Source organism: Lysobacter sp. MMG2 (genome assembly GCF_016735495.2).
Taxonomy (GTDB): Bacteria; Pseudomonadota; Gammaproteobacteria; order Xanthomonadales; family Xanthomonadaceae; genus Lysobacter_J.
Map to the genome: position 1 here is coordinate 315,152 of NZ_JAERQY020000001.1, position 20,536 is coordinate 335,687.

Here is a 20,536-nt window from a genome sequence, read left to right on the forward strand (position 1 = left end):
AAGCACTGAAGCTTTCCCCCGAGGGTAACCACAGGTGCGCGCAATGCGCCCCTTCAGACGGGACCTTTCCCGGACTGACCAGACCCAAGTTCAACAACTTCGGCAGGCCGTCGCCGTAGCCAGTGGGACACCGCTGGAAGACGCATCCACCACTGGTCAACGCGACCTCCTCCCAGAGCGCTGGCACGCAGCGTCGACCATCCGTGCACCATTCAACTAAGTGCGGCACATGCCCTGCCTCGGGGCGGCGCCCTCCTGATTGCCCTCCAGCAAGACGCCGACGTCTACCTCCCTCCGTGGTCTCCGTCTCTTGGGGAGGCCTCACCCTGTCCAAGGATTCCATGACCGCGTCCCTCAAGCTCTACCCTAAGGCTCCCCGCGCCCACGTCTACGCAGGCAAGTGCTGTTCGGTCGTTGGCTGCGAGCGTCAGCCCCGCAGCTTTCATTCTATGTGTTCGATGCACGCACTCCGTCTTCGTCGCCAACGCTGCCCTGTGTCCGTGTGGCCGACTAGGCAGGTCTTCACAGAATGGAGGTCGGTGGCCCGATGGGGGCTGCACGAGCGCGGTCTTATTGGTACACCCGCCGCTAAGGCGTGCGCTGCCTGGCTTGAACGGGTCGCGAAGGAAACTTGTGGGGCGCCCCCGAAGCTGCAGTACCACCTCGACAGGCTGTCGATGGCCGGCGTGAGGGGCGAGGACCTTCTCGAAAGAACCCTCACCGTCTACCTGCTCCGATGGCATGCATTCGAAGGTTCGAAGATGCATGGCGAGGCCACGTTCCGCGCCTATCTCGGCAACGTGTTTGTCCGCACGGCCCGTCTCGAGAAGAAGGCGCCTGACTGGATCACCGGCAAGTCGCGGGGTGTCCATCGCCCAAGCGGGACGACGCTGGAGGAGCTGGGCTCAGCGATCAATAGCAAGGCAGGTCCAGTGTTGCTGACGCTCGCGAATCGCATCCGGGAGCTTCAGCTCGAAGCTCAGGACGGGGAAACTGAGTTGGTCCGGGTTCTGCGAGAAAACCCCTTGCCCTGAACCGGTGCTGCCTCATGCGAACCCGTGGTGCTCCTCAGGCTGACGTGCGACTGTCGCCCGCAAGACCGGAGGGGCGAAGCCGCCCCTCCGTCAGGCGTTACACCAGCCCAGGAAGAATGAAGGCGAACGTAGCCCCGACAAGCACACAGGCGAAGGCTACCCACCACAGCGCGATGCTGGCCTTGCGAAGTCGTGCGCAAGAACGAGCCAGCCTCGGATCTGATGGACACGGTAGTCGTCGCGCCCGCCACAACAGCACGCCAGACAATCCGAGCATCGCCGCTGCTGCGCCGAACACCCCCGCCTTGTGTTCGGACAGCCAGACCAACTGAGGCACTGCAGCAACCAATCCAGCCAGTGCTGCACCGGCACCCAACGCGACCATGACCGCGGGTAGAACGCAGCAGACGAGGGTGCCGCTGCTTGCGATCAACGTCAGGAGCGAGACTCCGAGATTGCGTCTGAGCGGCGCTTCCGCGTTGGCCTCAGTCATGGCCCTTGACCCGTTGGCGAATCGCATCGAGCGACTCGTCGGTGCGGCGGATAGCCACGACGGTGTAGCCCGAGTCCGTTATCGCCTTGCGCAGGGCAGCATCATCGATGTCCGTTCCATCCTTGAGGTGCACTGCCACGATGCGGTGCTCCAGACTGACGAAGACGCCCTCCGTCGCTGGGAAGGTCTTGAGAGACTTCTCGATGCCCTGAGCGCAGAACGCACACACCAATCCGTTCACGTCCATCTCAACGGTCGTCGCGGACGCTAGGGAAGCGGCCGCCAGCAGGACGGCCGCGAGAAGAAGCTTGACGGGATTTGTCTTGAAGGAGTTCATGGGGAGTCTCAGAAGTTAAACATGGCCATGGCTTGGAGCTTGCCGTCTGTCGTAGCACCGATCTCAACCCACGTGCCGCCCTTGAAGAATCGGACGAGGAACGCTGTTTCGGTCCCGTCGAACAGTCCTCCGGTGTAACGGCGGCCTTGTACGACAAGCCAGGTCGCGAGCGTGTTGTAGTCGTGCTTGTAAGGCGCCCAGCCAAGCTGAAGCGTGTCGATGCGATGGGAGAAGTGGTCGCTTTCCTGCAAGTCCGAACGGAATGCCCCATACACGCGCCGGGTTTCGTAGTCGGCCTGGAAACCTACGTTGCGCGCGAGGTCGCTACCTTCGAAGTCGCTTCCCGTTGCGCGCCCGAGGCCGCCCCAGACGAATACGTTGGCTTGGGCGGCAGGCATGTTCCAGCGCTTGGCAAGCAGGTTCCCGCGCAGGTAGGTGATGTGCCGCTGCTTGCTCCCATCCTCGCTGTCGAGTTCGAGCCAGCCCCCGCCCACCGAGTACCAGTAGCGAGGGGCATAGAACAGCTGAGCCTCGTTCATGGTGCCAGCGCCGTACTCGACCATGAGGGTCGTGCCCTTGGCGAATGCAATCGGCTTGGCTGTTGCCACCATAGGCAACAGCGCGAGCAGCATCAGGGCCGCCCGCTGTATGTGTATGTTCATGGCAGTTTCTTCGTAATCGCCGCGCACGGCGGCGCAGGGCGCGAATGCGCCCGCTCTTGCTGTGAAGAGATCAGGCGATGGGTGGCCTGAAGGGCGCTTCGATCACGCCCGTGAGAACGGGCGGTTGCCGCCACAGCCCTACATCGACGGCAACAGGAATGGCGGCAACCACGCGGGGCAGCTCCGGAAGGAGACCGGTCGCCAGACACGCCGATAGGTCGCAGGTGCGCGAAACACAGCAGTCGCAGGGCTTCTGCTTCGCGGATGCATTCATGGCGCCGCAGGGATCGTCTGAGTGCTCTACGAACTCCGCCGAGGCTGGGCTTCCGGCCGCCTGCATCGCGTCGGTGAGCAACCGAGCCGGCGCCATGAGGCCTGGAACGGCCAGGAACGCCATCAGCAGCAGGTGCAAGACAATGCGATAGGGCGGACGCCGCGTCATGCCCCCTAGTGTAGTCCTTCTTCTGGCGTGTCCACGGGCCTGTTCAGCAGTCCGCGCACAGTATTCTGTCCGCTCGGTTACGCGAACCAGGTAAGGCCCGAAATGAGTGAGTGCTGCGGGTGCGGGAGCACGATGGATGTGGCTGCGATGCAGGCCAAGCAGCGTCGCGTGCTCAAGACCGTGCTTATCATCAACCTTGCGACCTTCGTGATGATGGTCGGGGCGGCTTGGTACAGCCATTCCTCCTCGCTGCTGTCCGGAGGACTGGACAATCTCGGCGACGCGCTTACGTATGCGCTCAGCCTTGCGGTCATCGGTGCGAGTACCCGGGCCAAGGCACAGGTGTCCCTCTTCAAGGGTGCCCTGATCCTCGTGGCCGCAATCGCTGTCGGTGCGCAGATCCTCTGGCGTCTCGCGAATCCCGCAGTTCCTCTGTTCGAGGGCATGGGCGTTGCCGCGCTTCTTAACCTCGGGGCCAACCTCGTGTGCCTCAAGTTCCTTGCGCCCTACCGCAACGATGATGTGAACCTTGCTTCTGCTTGGGAATGCGCGCGTAACGACATCTTCGAGGGCTTCGCCGTGCTGGGTGCCGCGGTCCTCGTCGGCATCTTCGGAGCTGGTTGGCCAGATCTCGTGATCGCTGCCGCCCTGTTGATCCTGTTCCTCCGTTCTGCCATCCGAGTTTTCGGCGCTTCCTTCCAGTCAATGCGAACGGCGTAGGAGTGCTCAGCGCTCGCAGCGGCGAGCATCTGTCTCGTTGGGGAGGCCCTTCGGTTCGCTGACGGGTCACGACGCCCTCGCTTGACACCCCATCTACCAACTTCAACACTGTAATCACCTGTCCGCCCATCGGCGGCAGGTTGCTTGCGTCCTGCGCAGCGGTACTGCCCGATCGGCTTCTGGCTGTCGGGTTCCCATCGGATCTTCTTTCGAAGTCCGGGGGTTCCCTACAACCACCAGAGAGCCATCCATGGCAAACCTCAAGACTTCTCGTCGACGCTCGTTCGAAGACCAGTGCGCTCGCTGCACCTACTGTGCCGCCCTGATGTGGCTTGACCACCCTGAGGAGTTCGCAGCGCGATTCGGCGTAAGGCCTCGGGCTGTGCGCAACTTCATGGCTACGGCAGAGCATCTGACCGCCAGGTCGGATGGAGGCGGCAACGACCCACGAAACATTGAGGCCGCCTGCTGGACCTGCAATCACCGTCGCCACGCACGGAAGGGCCACTCGCCCACGTTGCATCAGTACAGGTCGCGGGTGCGGAAGCTCAACGCTCGCGGGACTTGGCATCCGTCATGGGCATACGACGTTGGCATTGCATCTAGGCATCAGCCATCACCTATGCATGCACTCATGCCGCACGCATCCGCTGTCGGCGAGGTGACCTAACATCCCGCCCCACAGGTGACCTAACAACCCCTGAGGCGAACCACCTAACCCATTGATTCATCGATGCTTACTGCGATAGATGAAGCTGGCGGCTCGAGTCCCACTTCCGGCACCACAGGACGGTTTCAGGGGGTACCGCAAAACCCCAGCCGTCAAATAAAACCCCACAATTCGTGGGGTTTTCTGTTTTATGTGGGTCCACAAGCTACCATCGCGTCTCAACGCTGGGGGGGTAGTTTTGGGGGTATCCCCCTCCCCGAGCCGAAGTTGGGGGTATCGATGTCGACTGAAAAATTGACCGTCGCAAGGATCAAGACCGCCTCGCCGGGCAAGCACTTCGACGGCGGCGGGTTGCATCTGGACGTACGGCTCAACGGCGCGCGCTACTGGCGCTTGAAGTATCGCCACGGCGGGCGCGAACGGCTGATGGCGTTGGGCGTGTACCCCGAGGTCTCGCTCGCCGAGGCGCGATTGCGCCGCGACGATGCCCGGCGCGCGCTGCGCGACGGCCGCGATCCGATGGTTGACCGCCAGCAGGCCAAGATCGCCGAACGAGCTGCTGTGATCACCTTCGGCCTGGTCTCGGACGAGTGGATCGACCGCCAGCGCGATTCACTCGCTCCCGTCACTCTGGCGAAACTCGAGTGGCTGTTCGGTCTCGTGCCCGACCTACGCGCGGTACCCATCGCCGAACTAACCCCGGCGCGCGTACTGGCAACGGTGCGCAAGATCGAAGCACGCGGGCACCTGGAAACGGCACACCGTCTGAAAGCCAAGATTGGACAGGTGTGTCGCTACGCGGTCGCCACCGGTCGTGCCGAGCGTGACCCGACGGCCGACCTGCGCGGCGCCCTCAAGTCGAAGAGCACACGCAGCCACGCGGCCATTACCACCCCTCGCGAGGTTGCTGAACTGCTGCGCGCGTGCTGGGGATATACAGGTCAGCCCGTCACACTAGCCGCGCTGAAATTGTCGGCTTATCTGTTTCAGCGCCCTGGCGAACTGCGAGCAATGCGCTGGCAGGAGTTGGACATCGACGCGGCGGCGTGGCGACTGCCAGCCACGCGCATGAAAATGAGGCGCGAGCATTTGGTGCCGCTGCCGCCGCAAGCCGTTGTGATCCTGCGCGAGTTGCACTCAATAACCGGTGGCGGCCCATACGTCTTCCCTTCGCTGCGCGGCCAATCTCGCCCCATGTCCGAGAACACACTCAACGCGGCCCTGCGCGCGCTGGGATTCGACGGCGACCGGCACGTTGTACACGGATTCCGGAGTACCGCCAGCAGCCTGCTGCACGAACTCGGCTGGGACAGCGCCGTGATCGAATTGCAGCTCGCACACGTCGACAAGAATCAGGTCCGCGGCGTCTACAACCGTGCCGACCGTCTGCCCGAGCGCACGCGGATGATGGGCGCTTGGGCTGACCATTGCGACCTGCTACGCACCGGGGGCAAGCGCCCATGAGTACTCGAAATGCCAGGAAGCCGGACAAAAAGGTGCGTCCGCCACTGATCGTCAAGCGAGAGGTTAGCGGCTGGATTGACGAGGACCGAAAACCGCCGATCGAAACACTAGACCATGGCGAGTGGCTCGCGCAGGAGTTATTAAGTGCCGCGCGTGCCTATTGCAGTGACAAGCCGCATGAACGCGCGCATGGGGAAAGGCAGCTTCGCCAGGCTGCCACGTTCATCGCCGGCCTGGACGCGGCAGCCTACTTCAAGCACATGGACACCAGAGGTGAGCGCGCGAAGAAAAAGGACCGGGAAGCTGTGATTGCAGCCATGGTGCGACATCGCAGGAATCCGTTGAACACGCTGAAGAGCTTCATCCGCAGGCAGGAGGAGAGCGGCAACCTCGAGGTGAACGAGCTGGACGACGGCAACAAGAAGTACATCTTCTACGACTACCAAGTCGCCAGCCTTGATACCCAATGGGCCGAGGCAGGCAGGAGACTAGAGGCCAAGGGCTGAGTCATGGCCCACAGAACACCTTACGTTCTTCGATTAGGTATCTAACCGTAGGAGCAGGGCTAACCATGGCGGCACCCCTCACGAGGTGCCAAACATGTCCGCCACGTCCCCCTCCCGTCTGCTGCGCTTCGCCGAGGTGAAGCATCGCACGGGCCTATCCCGAACCTCGCTGTTTCGCGCCATCCGCGCCGGCCACTTCCCCGCCCCTATCGCCTTGTCGTTGGGTGAACGCAGCCGCTGCGTGGCCTGGCCGGAATCGAGCGTGGACGCTTGGATCGCATCGCGGATCAAGGTCGCGACGCCGGAGCCCATCGCCCCCGCCAGGCGCAGTCGAAGCGGGCGGCGGAAATCTCCGACAGCAGGGGAGACGTGAGATGACGATCGAATGGCGCAAGGAGTTGGAATTGCGCGCGCTGGTCGACGGCGACGTAGTCGCGGAGGAAGCTTGGCGCGCAACCGCACCGCCCTCCCCCGCCCGTTCGCTGGGAGCGCCCGAGCCGCTCCGCCGCGAGATGCCCGGCCCCGAGCCATTTCCACTACTTGCACTCGGCGAAGTGCTGGAGCCCGCGGCACGCGCGCTCAGAGAGACGGTCCAAGCACCTGATGCTGTAATCGCAGGAGCTTTGCTGGCGGCAGCTTCGCTCGCAGTGCAGGGGCTGGCGGACGTGGAGGCGCCCGACGGTCGCCGAATCCCGCTGTCGCTTTGGCTGATCTCTATTTCCGAATCCGGCGAGCGCAAAAGTTCGGCAGATCGCGAGGCAATGCGCGGTATTGATGATTACGAGCGCATGCTAGAACGCGAGTATGCACATGCCGATCGTCGGCACGCTGCCGAGATGGCCGAGTGGGAGGCTCGATGCTCTGTTGCAAAGAACCGCACCAAGGGTGCCGGGCTTGCTGCCGAGTTGCTGCAGCTCGGCGATAAGCCGCAGGCGCCCTCGCCGCCGTATCGTCGCGTGGCCGACTTCACCGCAGAAGGCCTCTTTCGGTTGTTGAACGCAGGCGTGCCAAGCGTCGGAGTGTTCTCTGATGAGGCCGCACTGGTATTCGGCGGTCACGGCATGTCACAGGAAAGCGTGATGCGCACCGCAGGCACCTTATGCAAGTTGTGGGATCACGGCGCATTGGATCGCGTGCGCTCAGGTGACGGTGCCTTACGCCTACGTGGGCGTCGGTTAGCGCTGCACTTGATGGCCCAACCCGTGATCGCAGGACGCGCACTGTCCGATCCAGTATTGCTGGGGCAAGGCTTCCTCGCTCGGTGTTTGCTGGCGCAGCCTCTTGGCACTGCCGGGACGCGCATGTACGTCGATGCTCCGATCGAATCTCATCCGGCCATGGTGCGGCTCCGCGCCATCTTGCTTGCGAGGCTCCAGGCGCCGTTCTCCTTTAGCACTGATGATCCACACGCACTGGCACCGCCTGCGGTGTTGTTGAGTTCAAGGGCGTTCGCCATCTGGCGCACGTTTCATGACGTGATCGAGCGAGGCATGCTCCCAGAAGGTCAGTTCGCCGACGTGCGCCCTTGGGGCAGCAAAGCCGCCGAGCAAGCACTTCGTCTGGCGGGTGTACTGCGCTTGATGACCGATCAGAACGCGGCGACCCTGGACGAGCTCAGCGTAGGCCGGGGCTGCCAGATCGCCCTGTGGTACCTCTGCGAGGTTCAACGCATCCTCGCCAGCACGCGCGTCTCGCAGGATGTACAGGACGCCGAAGCGATCCTCGCTTGGGCACAGGCGCGGGGTGACGCTGTGGTGACAGTCCGCGCGCTGCTGCAGTACGGCCCCGGCCGACTGCGTGATCGAAACCGGATCACTGTTGCCTTGGCGCGACTGACAGAGGCCGGTCACGTCGTACGACTCGGGGGCGCCGAACTGGCGGCTACGCGCGCCCGTCGCGCTTGGCGGCTTGTGCTTCCGGAGGAGAGCGGCGCGTGAGCCTGCAGCACCTTCGCGAGATGCTGGCCAAAATCGTTCTCGCAGGTGCTACACCTGCTACTCCACGCGGCACTTGTAGCAAGAGTAGCAGTCGTAGCAGCCCCGCCTCCGCTGAAACGAAGGCACGCCCAATCCTGCACTTCCGCCTGCCCAGTCACACTTCCAACGAAGTTGCCACGGCGCTCGGCCGCCCCGGTCAGACCCCCGCCGAACTTGCCGCCAGCTTACGCGAGCGCTGGCCGGCGGTTCGAATTCTTAGGACACCACACCGGACCCTCCGCCCGCGCTAGCCGCGGGCGGCACACAGCCGCGCGCTGCGCCGTTCCAATGGCGTCCCCCGGCGGGGGGCGACTCCGCCAATTCACAGCAACCTACCCCACCGGACGGGGGGCACGCTTCCGCATTCCCGCAGGTAAATGCTGGGGGGGGTCGGAGAAGCGTCGGCGTGACTTAAAGCCGTATGACGGCAGGGGCTCCTCCCTAGCCGAAGCAAGGAACTGCTCGGGGAGCGCCGGTTTTTACTCCAAGCCGAGTCGGGTTCGGTGGATCAGTCGCAGCGCCCTGCCCTCAGCCCCGTCGCCCGCGGCGTAGAACACCTCCACCTGCTACGCGAGCACGCATATCGGCCACGCCTGTCGGGGGGGGCGAAGACGACTCCCTAGCGGTGAGCTGTGCAGACCACGGTGACGACATCGGTTTTGCACCGATGGCTGGCGCATCCGCGTAAAGGCGGCGCGGGCATCCGCCACCCGCGAGACCAGTGAGGCGGGCCGCCAGGAGTTGTAAGCCGAGCGGGCGCCCGAATGGCCACGCTTGAAACCGTGATAGACGCCCCAATCCCGGCGAAAGGGGCCAACAAGAGTGGGGATCAGGATGAAGCCTTTTCGTGTGTTGTGCCTGGATGGCGGGGGCATGCGCGGCGTGTACCAGGCGGCGTATTTGAACTTGTTCGCTCATCGGGTAACCGGTGCGCAGCAGGCACCACTTGATGTCGGCCGCTGCTTCGATTTGATCGTCGGCACGAGTACCGGTGCGATCGTGGCCTGCGCCTTGGCCAAGGGCGCGCCGCTCGCCGAGGTCGAGCAGTTGTACGAACGGCATGGGCCGCAGATCTTCCCCTACCAGCTTGCTCGCAGCTACTGGGGGCTGGGGGCGCTCGTGCGAGGCTTCGGCTTGGGCACGCGCCGGGGCGAAGCCGCGCTGCGGCACGCGCTGGAGGACGCGCTGGGCGACACCACCTTCCTGCAGGTCCAGCAGCAGCGGGGCATTCGCTTGGCCGTGACCGCCGTCGACATGGCGCGCCACGCGTCGGTCGTTTTCAAGACCCGGCACCTTGAGCGGTTGAACGGCCGAGATGACCAGCGAACCCTTGTCGATGCCTGCATGGCTTCGAGTGCCGCGCCCATCTTGCGCGCGCTTGCAGAACTCACCGAGCCGGTCAGCGGCGCGAAAGTCGTCTATACCGACGGCGGACTGTGGGCGAACAACCCCGGCACGATCGGCGCTGTGGAGGCGCACGAGATCCTGTCCACAAGCGGGGAGGTCGAGCGTCCCATCCATTTGTTCATGCTCGGATCGTTGCCGGTGCAAGGCGGAGAGGAGCTTTCGCCCAAGTCGCGCTACCGCGGCGCCGTCGGTTGGCGCGGTGGATTACGCGTGGTCGAAACCAGTTTGAACGCGCAAGCGGTTGGCTACGACTACCTCAGCGGAAAGGTTGCGTCGCTGCGTGGGGAGGGCAACTTTGCCTACCGACTCCCGGCGCAGTGTCCATCCCAGAAACTGCTGGGCTACCTCAAGAACATGGACGATGCCCGACCGGTTGTCCTCAACGCACTGCGACGTCAGGCCGCGTCGGATGTCGACAACGCTTGGGCGGCATCGCAAGACCCAACGTCGAAGCTGGCGCAATTTCGTGCGGCTTTCGCGGACGGCTACAAAACGCAAATGGAGGAGCAAGGTGCATGAGTACACTCGATTGCAGCGATGAGATCGGCAAGTACCACGACGATAAGGTCACGCTTCGCGAGAATGACCGGCGAGACATGCGCGAGCGGCGTGACAACGGCCGTACCCGCTTGGAGAGGGGCCTGACCGAGGCCGAACACCCGCAGCCCAAGATGGTTTGCTCGCAAGGCTCCTATCAGATGCGGACGATGGTGCAGGACGACGATTGCGACTACGACATCGACGACGGCGTCTACTTTCGCCCGGAAGATCTACGAGATGCCGAGGGTCGCGACCTGAGCCCGCGCCAGGCCCGTCAGCGTGTCTGCGATGCCCTAACTCGGGACCAGCGTTTCGCGAGCCCTGCGGAAGTGCACGACAACTGCGTGCGCCAGGAGTACCAGGCGGGGTACCACATCGACATGCCGGTCTATCGCGTGCGCCTCGAAAAGGACGAGGGCGGGAGCGAACGCGAAGTCTACGAACTCGCCAGCGGGGATACCTGGCAGGTGTCGGACGCGCGCGCGGTAACCAAATGGTTCAAGGACGCCGTGCATGACCTCAACGGCGACGATGGACAAGATGGTCTGCAGATGCGTCGGGTGGTGCGCCTGACCAAGATGTTCGCGCGCAGCCGAGGAGAGTGGAAGGCTGAAACCACTAGCGGTATCACGCTCAGCAAGCTGGTGGTCGACGAGTTCCGCCCGTCTGCCGACCGCGACGACGTGGCACTGCGCGACACCTGGAGCGCCATCGCGGCGCGACTGCAGGGTTCGAGCGCCGTCGACCACCCTGTGAACCCCGCGCCGCTCGCCAAAGCGGGGAACGAGAAGGTGGCCTTCTTCCACGACAAGCTGGCCGAAGCGCTGGTGACGTTGGAGGTGCTGGACGAAGACGACTGCACGCGAAATGAAGCCCGCGCCGCATGGGACACCGTCTTCAACAAGACTCACTTCAGCAAGCTGCCGGACCCACGCGAGCCTGAAGGCGGCAAACGGGCGTTCTTCGTCGCCACCGAGAGCAAGTCGGACCGACGCGATGACGGCAACGGTCGCTACGGCGCGGGTGCAAGCCGCTGAACTTCCTGAGCGCACCCGCCCAGGCGATCGAAGCCGAGCTGGCCGCCGTCCGTCCTGACGGATGGCGGCGAGCGCGGCCGATGGAGTACGCAACGTTGCCTCGGCGCGGTGCTTGGGATGCCGCATGGCGGGTAGATCTGCCGCGGCACCGGTTGGCGCATCACGGGGTTGATCACGTCTACCTAGTGCTGGATATCGACTTTCCGCGTTCCGAACCACGGATCATTGCGCCGCAAGCAGCGGCGATTGGAGCCCCGGCGTGGCCACACGTGGAGAAAGGCGGCGTGCTGTGCCTGTCAGCGACCCGCTTTTCGGCGCCGGCCGGGCAGCGGGCGCTGACCGTGCTGCAGGACGCACTTGACGTTCTGGACCTGGATGATGCGGGCCGTGTCGCCGAGTTCCGTCGCGAACTTGCCGCGTACTGGTCGCAGCGCGTCGGTTCGGGAGCGGACACCGGACTGGCGCTGCTGCGGGCTGAGCCGGTAGATCGTGACATTTTCTACCATCGCGGCCCTGGAGCGCGCATCGTCTTCGCCGACACTGAAGACGAGCTTGAGCGGTGGCTGAAAAACCGCGGCGTCGAGTGCCGCCGGCCGCTTCCGCAAACGCGCTTGGCGTGGCCCGCCGGGCTCAGGGGCCCTGATACTTTCCCAAAAACCGGGCGCGACGTGATCGACATGGTCGGCCCGGCGCACCTGGACGGCAAGTTTCCCGCCGGCGGCGAGTTTCCCGTCGTGCTCGGCGCGATGGTCGACGAGGCTCCTATTTTTGTTGGTACCGTTTTACGCGGTGCGCCACAGAAGATGGTGATGAAGGGATTCCGGCCGTCGCGCCCGCGCCCTCAATGGCTGGTGGCCGACCTCTTTCGCGCCCGTGAGATCCACGCGATTAGCATCGAGCGCCTTGATGCAGCATGGATCCACGGGCGTGACGCCAATTCCGCGCTCGGACAGATGCAGGCGGCATCGGTGGCGATCGTAGGCTGCGGCGCACTCGGCGGCTTTCTGGCGCGTGGTCTGGTGCAGGCGGGGGTCGGCTCACTCGTGCTGGTGGATCACGACTCCGTCAAGGCCGCCAACCTCGGTCGCCACGTCCTGGGCGCCGAGTGGCTCGGGCGCTCCAAGGCGAACGCGTTGGCCGAACAGCTCGCCCGCGATTTCCCCCACGCGAAACGGGCAACCGCGCATCATGCTCGCTTCCAGGACCTCTCCTCGGCGCAGTTGCAGGGACTGGCAGACTGCGATGTCGTGGTGCTCGCCGGAGTGGATCTGCCTGCCGAACTGGCGGTGGACCGCTGGAGTGCCACCCTGGAGCATGCGCCGGTTCGGGTGTGGACCTGGACGGAAGAGTTCGCCCTGGCTGGCCAAGCGATCTCCTTGTTTGGCACCGATTCCTTGGAGCCGGGGTTGGACGCGGACGGACGCTTCATCAAGCGCGCGACCTCCCGTTGGGATCCGCGCACTACCACGCTGGGCGAGGCAGGATGCGGCACGTCGTTCCAACCCTATGACGCGGCGGACATGATGCACACGGTATTGATGGGCCAACGCTTGGTGGCCGACGTCCTTCTGGGTAAGGTCGGGGCGTCCTTGCGCCGAACCTGGTTTGGTGATCGGGAGGCCGTGGTCGCGCAGGGCGGCGAACCCAGCGTCGAGTTCGATCGCAGTTTCACTGAGAAAACCTACGCATGGCCGCCGTGATCTCAGAGGACACACTCGTTGCGCAACTGCCAGAGGCCGCCGAGATCATCGTGCTGCGGCCAGGAGTGCTGGCCCATCTAGCGCGTTACCAGCAACGCCACTGGTGGCAGCGGGAAGCGGGCGGACAACTATTTGCTACGCTGACGAACACCTGCCTGGACGTCTCGCTTGCGACCGGTCCCTACCGCGGTGACTTGCGCTCCCGCTTCGGCTACCGGTCCACCCCGGCCTCGGCGCAGCGGGAAATCGAGCGGCAACGCGATCGGGGGCTCTACTACTGCGGCGACTGGCACACACACCCGCAACCGCACCCGCGGGCCTCACCGGAGGACCTCGACACCATCGTGCGGCTGCAGGCGCGTTCCGATCTGCGCCTAGCTTCGGTGCTCATGGTGATCCAAGGCACCGCAGTGGGCGTCGCGGGTGTGGCGGTCTACGTGTGCTGCGACGGACGCACGCTGCAATGCGCGGTGGAATCCGCGGCACCCGAAGTCCTGCCGTGCCCCTGAGGCGCATTCGCGAGTACCCGCAGGGCAATGAAGCCGTCTTCGATGTCCCGAGTAAACTTTGAATGCCCCCTCGCTTCACCCCCTGTTACAGGGGGGAGATTCGGGGGATACATGAAACGAACGATCGTAGAGAGGGTTCTTCGGACCCATCCCTCTTCGGGGCGCTTCCGGGTGACCGCTTTCGGCCAGAAGCGGACGCCCAAGGACAGATAGGAGGACCAAGAGCGTTCGGGGAAGGCCGGAAGGGTCTCAAGTTGGACGTTCCTAGGTGCCCGCTGAGGCTCGCGACGGCCACAGACGCGTGGATCATGGGGCCGTCTCGTTAGCACGGGACATGATAACCGTCAGGCGAACGTCCGCTTCTGACCGAGCCGAGCATCGTTGACGACCTGATCCCTCGCCGGAATGCAATCAAGACATAGCTCGGGCAGAGCCGCACTCAGGGCCAGTCGCTGCTGCAGTTGCCGAAGCGCCGTCCTGAGTCCCTCTTCCACCACCGGATGGTAGAAGGCGCTGTCGAGCATCTGCTGGACCGTGTCTCCGCGTTGGACGCTCCAAGCCAAGAGGTGTCCAATGTGCTCCGCGGACGGGCCGATCATTTCGGCGCCCAGGAAGCGGCCCGTTCCCGCTTCGCCGTACACCCGAATCGCGCCACGGTTCTTCAGCATCACGCGGCTGCGGCCCTGGTCGTCAAACGAAGCTTCTCCCACCATGAATTCCATGCCGGACGCCACGAGCTCCGCATGGGTTTGCCCCGCGAGCATGATCTGCGGATCCGAGAACACGATCGACAGCGGCGCGCGACGGGGCCGTATGCGTACATGCGGATAACGGCCGGCATTGTCACCGGCAATGCGACCGTCGTCCGAAGCCTCGTGCAGGATCTGCCGATCCTCCGCGACGTCGCCGGCGAGGAAGATGTGCGACCGATCGATCTGCCCAGTCCTCCGGTCTACCGTCGGGATGCCGGACGCATCGAGGGCGATGCCCGCATTCTCCAGTCCGAGGCTGCCCACGTTGGCACGACGACCGATGGCGACCAGGACGCAATCAAAGGTGTCCACCACGCCGCTACCATCGGCCATCGTGGCGCGCACCTGCACCCGGCCGGACGAGTCCAATCGTGGCACCAGGTCGCGCACCGGCGACACGACATCCAGCTCCGCTCCCAGCGTTGAACGTGCGACGGCTTGCAGCGCCGGGTCGGTCAAGGGTCCGAGACGATCGCTACGACCGAAGAGCCTCACGCGCACGCCCAGACGGTGCAATGCCTGGGCGATCTCCAGCCCGATGACGCCGGTGCCGACCACGGCAATGGACGCTGGCAAGGTCTTCCATGCGAACACGTCGTCGTTCACGAGCAGTTTGTCGCCGAGCGCCTCGCGCCATCCCGGCGGCACGGCGGGACTGGAGCCCGTGGCGATGACGATGCGATCGGCCACCACCATGGTGTCGGAACCGACCAGGAGTTCGTGCGGCGAGAGGAAGCGCGCGAAGCCGTCCAGTCGATGCGCTTCGGGCCAGCGATGGACGGCGCCGACCACGAAACCGACGAAGCGGTCTCGCTCGCGCCGGACGCGGTCCATTACTTCGACTCCGTCGATGCGAGATGGGCCAGCGTGCACGCCGAAGGCGGCCGCGCCCTGCACCGCGTGCGCCGCGTCCGCCGCGCTGATGAGCAGCTTACTCGGCATGCACCCGACGCGGGCACACGTCGTGCCGTAGTGGCTTCCTTCTATGACCACTAGGTTGGTGGTGTGCTCGGAGGCGGTGCGATACGCACTCATGCCGGCACTTCCGGCACCCAGGATCGCGATGTCTGTCTTGAGGGTCTTCATGGTCTTGCTCTTTGATGAAGTTCGCGCATCTGACTCTCAACGAGCAAGCGCAATGTGTTTGCCCATGGACTCACAGCGAGTCACATTACGGAGACCGAGCGGAATGCCATTTCCAGCCGGTTCCAAGCGTTGACCGTATTGATGGCCACCGTCAGGTCCGCGCGTTGTCGCTCGTCGAAGTGCCTGGACAGCCGTTCGTAGTCGGAGTCCGGCGCGCCGGTGTCCGAGATGCGGGTCAGCGCCTCGGTCCAGGCAAGTGCAGCACGCTCCTCCTCCGTGAAGAAGGGCGACTCGCGCCATACGGCCACGGCATGCAGGCGGCGATCCCTTTCGCCCTGCCGGCGCGCATCCGTGCTGTACACGTCGACGCAGTAGGCGCAACCGTTGAGCTGCGATGCGCGCAGCTTCACGAGTTCAAGCAGGCTGCTTTTCAGGGAGAGCTTGTTGACGGCGGCCTGCATGGCGATCATCGCTTTGGCGGCATCGGGCGAGGCTTTGTAGAAGTCGAGACGAGATTGCATTGGATGTATCCATTGATGTGTGGCGTAAGCGTAGGCGCGCGTTTCGCACGGGAAGGGAGCCAATTCCTGACATGTTCGGAGGCCATGCCAGAAGCAGTGTGTCGAGATGTATAGACGGCGCATTAGCTACGCTCCGTTACAAGCCAGTGAATGTGGCGACGCGTCCACGGGCGTTGCTCGCTCCGGAACTGTGCTTGCTTCATCCGCAGCCCATTAGGGAAGCCACGAGCCTTCCGGGGCCCACGAGCCTGCTATCGCACACGCAAGAGCGATCTGCCTGCCTGACTGCGCCACTTCAGGCGATAGCCCCTATGCCGGGCACCGAGGGTCTGCCCGGCAGCCGCCGGATACTTGCAGTCGGCTCGATCGCGTTCGCTCTATGCCCCACGAATCGGACAAATCTGACCCTGATCTTGGCGAGATGGCTGCGCTTTGCATGCAACTCGGTGCAAGTTATGCGCGCAGCTACCGTTCGTCGGGAATGTGGGAAACGTCCACGCCAACGCGCGTGCCGCGCAACATGCTCCGTTTCACCCGCATGCCTACCGCGAATCCACCCGGGACCACATGACTGCAATCACGTCAGTCCATGTGCAAGGCCACGTCCATGTCCGCTCCCTCCGACCACGCATACGTTCCGCATGACGCCGATCCGACCGAGACCCGCGAATGGCTGGACGCGCTCGGTGCCGTCCTCCATCACGACGGAGCCGATCGTGCCTCATACCTCGTTTCGCAGCTCAATTCGCACGCGCGACGCTCCGGCGGGATCGTCGACTTCAACACCACGACGGATTACGTCAACACCATTCCGGTGGGCCAGCAGGCGCTAAGCCCGGGAGATCCGAAGCTGGAGAAGCGCATCCGCGACATCATCCGATGGAACGCGATGGCGATGGTCGTGCGCGCGAACCGAAAGCCCGGCGAACTGGGTGGACACCTGGCGAGCTTCGCCTCCTCGGCGGTGCTGTATGAAACCGGGTTCAACCATTTCTGGCGCGCGCCGAGCGATGCGCACCCGGGTGATCTGATCTTCACCCAAGGCCACTCCAGTCCTGGGATCTACGCGCGCTCGTTCCTGGAAGGGCGCTTTGACGAAGCGCAGCTCGACCTGTTCCGCATGGAAGTCGAGGGCAAGGGCCGCGGGCTTTCCTCCTATCCGCATCCCTGGTTGATGCCCGAGTACTGGCAGGTGGCCACGGTGTCCATGGGGCTGGGACCGCTGCAGGCGATCTACCAGGCGCACTTCTGGCGCTATCTGGAGCAGCGCGGGCTGATGCCCGCCTCCGACCGCAAGGTGTGGGCGTTGCTGGGCGACGGCGAGATCGATGAACCCGAGACCGTGGGCGCACTGGCGCTGGCCGCGCGCGAGCGACTGGACAACCTCGTTTTCGTCATCAACTGCAATCTGCAGCGGCTCGACGGCCCCGTCCGTGGCAACGGCAAGATCATCCAGGAAGTCGAAGGCGTGTTCCGCGGCGCCGGATGGAACGTCATCAAGACGATCTGGGGCAGCCGCTGGGATCCACTGCTGGCGAAGGACACCGACGGCGAACTGCGCCGCATCATGATGGAGACCGTCGACGGCGAGTACCAGGCTTACAAGACGCTGGGCGGCGCGTACACGCGCGAACACTTCTTCGGCAAGAGCGAATCCACGCGCGCCCTGGTGGAAGGCATGTCTGACCACGATATCGAGATGCTTAACCGCGGCGGCCACGATCCGGTCAAGGTGTACGCGGCCTACGATGCCGCCGTGCGTACGAAGGGCCAGCCCACCGTCATCCTCGCCAAGTCCATCAAGGGCTACGGCCTGGGCGACCAGTACCAGTCGCAGAACGCCAACCATAACAAGAAGAAGATCGACCTCGAAGCGCTCAAGTACATGCGCGACCGCCTCTCCATTCCGATCCCCGACGACCGTCTCGACGAGGTTCCCTATTTCCACCCCGGGCCGGACTCGCACGAAGTGCGGTACCTGCAGGAGCACCGCGCGGCCCTGGGTGGCACCCTTCCGCGCCGCCGCCCACGCTCCAGTGTGGAGCTGACGGCGCCGCCGCTCTCGGCCTTCGACGCGCTGCTGCAGTCGAGCGGCGAGCGCGAGATCAGCACGACCATGGCGATGGTGCGTGCGGTGAACCTGCTGCTGCGCGACAAGGAGATCGGCCCACGGGTGGTGCCGGTGATCGCCGACGAAGCGCGCACGTTCGGCATGGAGGGCCTGTTCCGGCAGGTAGGCATCTATGCGCCATTCGGGCAGAGGTATACACCCAACGATTCGTCGCAGTTGGTCTACTACCGCGAGGCCGCCGATGGCCAGGTGCTGCAGGAGGGCATCAGCGAAGCCGGTGGCATCAGCTCGTGGATAGCAGCCGGAACCAGCTACAGCGTCAACGACGTGCCGATGCTGCCATTCTTCTTCTACTACGCAATGTTCGGCTTCCAGCGCGTGGGCGACCTCGCCTGGGCGGCCGCCGACATGCGCGCGCGTGGCTTCCTCGTCGGAGGCACCGCCGGTCGCACGACGATCAACGGCGAAGGCCTGCAGCACGAGGACGGCCATTCGCACCTGATGTCCGGCGCCATTCCGAACGTGGTGTCGTACGACCCCACGTTCGCCTACGAGGTGGCCGTCATCGTCCGCGAAGGCGTGCGCCGCATGCTGCAGGAGCAGGAAGACGTCTACTTCTACCTGACGGTGATGAACGAGGCATACGCACATCCCGCCATGCCCGAGGGCTCCGAGGAAGGGATCCTGCGCGGCATGTACCTGCTGGCGCCAGCGACGGAACTTCCTGCCGACGCACCGCGCGTGCAGCTCCTGGGCGCGGGCACGATTCTTCGCGAGGCGATCGCGGCGGCGGAGATGCTGCGCAAGGACTTCGGCGTGGCGGCCGATGTCTGGTCTTGCCCGAGCTTCTCCGAGCTGCGCCGGGACGGCTTCCATGCCGAACGCTGGAACCGCCTGCACCCCGGCGAGCCGGAGCGCGTACCCTACGTCACCTCGCTGCTCAACGAGCATCCGGGACCGGTGATCGCCGCCACCGACTACGTGCGCGGCCTCGCCGACCAGATTCGCGCGTTCATCCCGCAAGGCCGGCGCTACACGGTGCTTGGCACCGACGGCTTCGGCCGCAGTGATACCCGCTGGAACCTGCGCGCCTACTTCGAAGTGGACCGCCGCTGGATCGCCCATGCGGCCGTGCTGTCCCTGGCCCGCGATGGCGTGCTGCCGACGTCCGCGGTCGCCAAGGCTGCCGACCTTTACGGCATCGACGCGGACAAGGCCGAGCCCGCGCTCGGCTAGGGGCGACCACCATGCCCTCCGATACCGCCCAGCAGTCGGTGATGCCCCATCAGGTGTCGTACACGACGCACGCGTTCGATCAGCCATGGACCATGCAAAGCTACGAGCGCGTGGGCGGCTGGAAGGCGTGGCGGGAGATCGTGGCCCAGAGACCCGACCCGCGTGAACTCATCGAGCAGATAAAAGCCAGCGCGTTGCGTGGCCGCGGCGGTGCGGGCTTCGGTACGGGCCTGAAGCTCTCCTTCATGCCGCACGGCGAACCGGGTCAGAAGTACGTGCTCTGCAACTCCGACGAAGCCGAGCCGGGCACCTGCAAGGACCGCGAACTGCTGCGCTACAACCCGCACGCGGTGCTTGAGGGCATGGCGATCGCCGCCTACTGCGCCGGCGCTACCGTGGCGTACAACTTCCTGCGCGGTGAGTTCCACCACGAGCCGTACGAGCGGATCGAGCATGCGACCCGGGAGGCGAGTGATGCGGGGCTGCTCGGCGAGAACATCCTGGGCAGCGGCATCGAGGTAACCATCCACAACGTCCTGGGTGCAGGCGCGTACATCGCCGGCGAGGAGACTGGCCTGATGGAAGCGCTGGAAGGAAAGAAGGCCCTTCCCCGATATAAGCCACCTTTCCCGGCGGTGTTCGGTCTTTACGGCCAGCCCACGACGATCTGCAACACCGAAACCTTTGCCTCCCTGCCATCGATCATGCTCAAGGGTGCGCAATGGTTCCTGGATATCGGCAAGCCGAACAACGGCGGCCCGAAGATCTTCTCCGTGAGCGGGCACGTGTCGCGCCCCGGGAACTACGAGGTGCCGCTGGGATTGCCGTTTCGCGAGTTGCTCGCACTCGCGGGTGGCATGCGCAAGGGACGCGCGCTCAAGGCGGTTATCCCGGGCGGCACGACGATGAAGGTGATCCCGGGCGATCGCATGCTGGACATCGCCATGGATTTCGATTCGCTGCGAATGGCCGGGTCGGGGCTAGGATCAGGCGCCGTGATCGTCATGGACGACACCACATGCATGGTGCGCACCTGTCATCGCATATCGCGCTTCTACATGTCCGAGTCCTGCGGACAATGCACGCCGTGCCGTGAAGGCACGGGGTGGATGTACCGGCTGCTGGATCGCATCGTCACCGGCAACGGCACGCAGGGAGACCTGGACCGCCTGGCGGAAGTGTCACGGAACATCGAAGGGCACACGATCTGCGCCTTCGGCGAAGCAGCCGCGTGGCCGGTGCAGGGATTCCTGCAGCACTTCTGGCCGGAATTCGAGTATTTCATTGAACATGGGCGTTCGTTCGTTGAGGCTAGTCGCGGACACCCTTCCTAGTCCCCCACGGGCATTGTCGTGATGGGGCCCTGCCGGAAC

At 64.5% G+C, this 20,536-nt stretch carries 18 protein-coding genes; 12 read left to right on the forward strand and 6 right to left on the reverse strand.

All coding sequences use genetic code 11. The features are described 5' to 3' along the window. The first annotated feature begins 539 nt into the window (after positions 1-539). Positions 540-1,034: a hypothetical protein gene (locus tag JI752_RS01350; protein WP_216958228.1), complete on the forward strand. Its 495-nt coding sequence runs from the start codon at positions 540-542 to the stop codon at positions 1,032-1,034. Between the two features lie 97 nt (positions 1,035-1,131). Here JI752_RS01350 and JI752_RS01355 read toward each other — a convergent pair whose 3' ends face one another. From JI752_RS01355 to JI752_RS01370, 4 genes are all read right to left on the reverse strand, one after another. Next, positions 1,132-1,527 carry a hypothetical protein gene (locus tag JI752_RS01355; RefSeq protein WP_216958229.1) on the reverse strand — a complete coding sequence of 132 codons (396 nt, stop codon included), beginning with the start codon at positions 1,525-1,527 and terminating at the stop codon, positions 1,132-1,134. Next, on the reverse strand, positions 1,520-1,864 hold the full coding sequence (locus JI752_RS01360) for a heavy-metal-associated domain-containing protein (RefSeq protein WP_216958230.1): 345 nt from the start codon (positions 1,862-1,864) through the stop codon (positions 1,520-1,522). The genes JI752_RS01355 and JI752_RS01360 overlap by 8 nt, the downstream gene beginning before the upstream one ends. An 8-nt stretch (positions 1,865-1,872) precedes the next feature. Continuing rightward, the gene (locus tag JI752_RS01365; RefSeq protein ID WP_216958231.1) at positions 1,873-2,526 is read right to left on the reverse strand and encodes a hypothetical protein; all 654 of its coding nucleotides are present in this window, start codon (positions 2,524-2,526) and stop codon (positions 1,873-1,875) included. 70 nt (positions 2,527-2,596) lie between these two features. After that, the gene (locus JI752_RS01370; RefSeq protein WP_216958232.1) at positions 2,597-2,968 is read right to left on the reverse strand and encodes a hypothetical protein; all 372 of its coding nucleotides are present in this window, start codon (positions 2,966-2,968) and stop codon (positions 2,597-2,599) included. A 102-nt stretch (positions 2,969-3,070) separates the two neighbouring features. Between JI752_RS01370 and JI752_RS01375 the strand changes: the two genes are divergently transcribed. The 9 genes from JI752_RS01375 to JI752_RS01420 all read left to right on the forward strand — a co-directional run bounded on the left by JI752_RS01375 (position 3,071) and on the right by JI752_RS01420 (position 13,497). After that, a complete protein-coding gene (locus JI752_RS01375; protein ID WP_216958233.1) occupies positions 3,071-3,688 on the forward strand; it encodes a cation transporter in 618 nt (205 codons plus the stop codon). A 949-nt stretch (positions 3,689-4,637) separates the two neighbouring features. Beyond that, positions 4,638-5,822 (forward strand): integrase arm-type DNA-binding domain-containing protein, encoded by a 1,185-nt coding sequence (locus tag JI752_RS01385; RefSeq protein WP_216958237.1) that lies wholly within the window; start codon positions 4,638-4,640, stop codon positions 5,820-5,822. After that, positions 5,819-6,328, forward strand: a complete 510-nt coding sequence (locus tag JI752_RS01390) for a hypothetical protein (RefSeq protein WP_216958239.1) — start codon at positions 5,819-5,821, stop codon at positions 6,326-6,328. The genes JI752_RS01385 and JI752_RS01390 overlap by 4 nt, the downstream gene beginning before the upstream one ends. Before the next feature lie 94 nt (positions 6,329-6,422). Beyond that, complete coding sequence (locus JI752_RS01395) at positions 6,423-6,701, forward strand: AlpA family phage regulatory protein (protein WP_216958242.1); 279 nt, start codon at positions 6,423-6,425, stop codon at positions 6,699-6,701. Position 6,702: 1 nt separating this feature from the next. Then, complete coding sequence (locus tag JI752_RS01400) at positions 6,703-8,265, forward strand: DUF3987 domain-containing protein (protein ID WP_216958244.1); 1,563 nt, start codon at positions 6,703-6,705, stop codon at positions 8,263-8,265. Positions 8,266-9,138: 873 nt separating this feature from the next. After that, the gene (locus JI752_RS01405; protein WP_216958246.1) at positions 9,139-10,230 is read left to right on the forward strand and encodes a patatin-like phospholipase family protein; all 1,092 of its coding nucleotides are present in this window, start codon (positions 9,139-9,141) and stop codon (positions 10,228-10,230) included. Beyond that, complete coding sequence (locus JI752_RS01410; RefSeq protein ID WP_216958247.1) at positions 10,227-11,288, forward strand: cyclic GMP-AMP synthase DncV-like nucleotidyltransferase; 1,062 nt, start codon at positions 10,227-10,229, stop codon at positions 11,286-11,288. The genes JI752_RS01405 and JI752_RS01410 overlap by 4 nt, the downstream gene beginning before the upstream one ends. An 80-nt stretch (positions 11,289-11,368) precedes the next feature. Further along, a complete protein-coding gene (locus JI752_RS01415) occupies positions 11,369-12,988 on the forward strand; it encodes a ThiF family adenylyltransferase (protein WP_256448095.1) in 1,620 nt (539 codons plus the stop codon). After that, complete coding sequence (locus JI752_RS01420) at positions 12,976-13,497, forward strand: Mov34/MPN/PAD-1 family protein (RefSeq protein WP_216958251.1); 522 nt, start codon at positions 12,976-12,978, stop codon at positions 13,495-13,497. The genes JI752_RS01415 and JI752_RS01420 overlap by 13 nt, the downstream gene beginning before the upstream one ends. 344 nt (positions 13,498-13,841) lie before the next feature. Here JI752_RS01420 and JI752_RS01425 read toward each other — a convergent pair whose 3' ends face one another. Both JI752_RS01425 and JI752_RS01430 read right to left on the reverse strand, forming a co-directional pair. Further along, positions 13,842-15,335, reverse strand: coding sequence for a dihydrolipoyl dehydrogenase (locus JI752_RS01425; protein WP_216958253.1), 1,494 nt, complete (start codon positions 15,333-15,335; stop codon positions 13,842-13,844). 80 nt (positions 15,336-15,415) lie between these two features. Next, positions 15,416-15,856, reverse strand: coding sequence for a carboxymuconolactone decarboxylase family protein (locus tag JI752_RS01430; RefSeq protein ID WP_216958255.1), 441 nt, complete (start codon positions 15,854-15,856; stop codon positions 15,416-15,418). Positions 15,857-16,463: 607 nt separating this feature from the next. Between JI752_RS01430 and aceE the strand changes: the two genes are divergently transcribed. Together aceE and nuoF are read left to right on the forward strand one after the other, a co-directional pair. Then, positions 16,464-19,163 (forward strand): pyruvate dehydrogenase (acetyl-transferring), homodimeric type, encoded by a 2,700-nt coding sequence (aceE, locus tag JI752_RS01435; protein WP_216958257.1) that lies wholly within the window; start codon positions 16,464-16,466, stop codon positions 19,161-19,163. Between the two features lie 11 nt (positions 19,164-19,174). Beyond that, on the forward strand, positions 19,175-20,497 hold the full coding sequence (nuoF, locus tag JI752_RS01440; protein WP_216958259.1) for an NADH-quinone oxidoreductase subunit NuoF: 1,323 nt from the start codon (positions 19,175-19,177) through the stop codon (positions 20,495-20,497). Positions 20,498-20,536 lie beyond the last annotated feature (39 nt).